The sequence below is a fragment of the Vibrio sp. Y176 genome, from assembly GCF_033438945.1.
Map to the genome: position 1 here is coordinate 1 of NZ_JAWOQS010000680.1, position 644 is coordinate 644.

1 protein-coding gene is annotated in these 644 nt (G+C 40.1%); it reads left to right on the forward strand.

The features are described from left to right. Positions 1–428: 428 nt before the first annotated feature. On the forward strand, positions 429–644 hold a 216-nt coding region (locus R7O13_RS28035), incomplete at its 3' end, for a hypothetical protein (RefSeq protein WP_318305343.1).

Consider the following 644-nt stretch of genomic DNA (forward strand, 5'->3'; position numbering starts at 1 on the left):
ACTTCAAAGGGCTCTCGATGCACGACAGACATCTTCACCGACATCTTGATGCACACAATATTTTTTGGGACGTTTCAAATACTTGACAAAAAAATTGTGCTAAATTTTGACAGTTTTCTGAGTGTTTTCACTTTTTTAGACTAGTCGACTAGTCTTAAAATTTCTGTTTAGTCGACAGGGAAATCAGTTGCCAGTATGTTTCCATCCAAAAGTGATTCGAATCATTGGGAAATGCGCATTGAAATAAATATGAATCCTGCGTGTTTCCATTAAATGTACGGACTTTGGTGAAAACTACGAACTGGCACAAGTTTTCCACAGAACCGGAAACAAAATAAGGCTCGCATTCTTCTTCTTCTTCTACGTTTTCTGGCGGTTGGCAACCAGCTTGTAAATGCATTACCGCCTTCCCGACCCGGAGTGTGGATATGTGGATATCACCATGGAGAGAGGTGCGCTATGTCAGACTTAATTCCAACATGACTGTTTCCATCCCCCGTTTTGCAAATCAACATTTTTTCAAATCAACCAAAACCCGGCTAAAGCGAGCGTATTTTAGTTTGTGTGAATCAGGGGATTTTAATTCGAATTTTGGCGTTTCCATCATAATTTTCAGATGCAATACTCAACAGGCTGATGGAAAC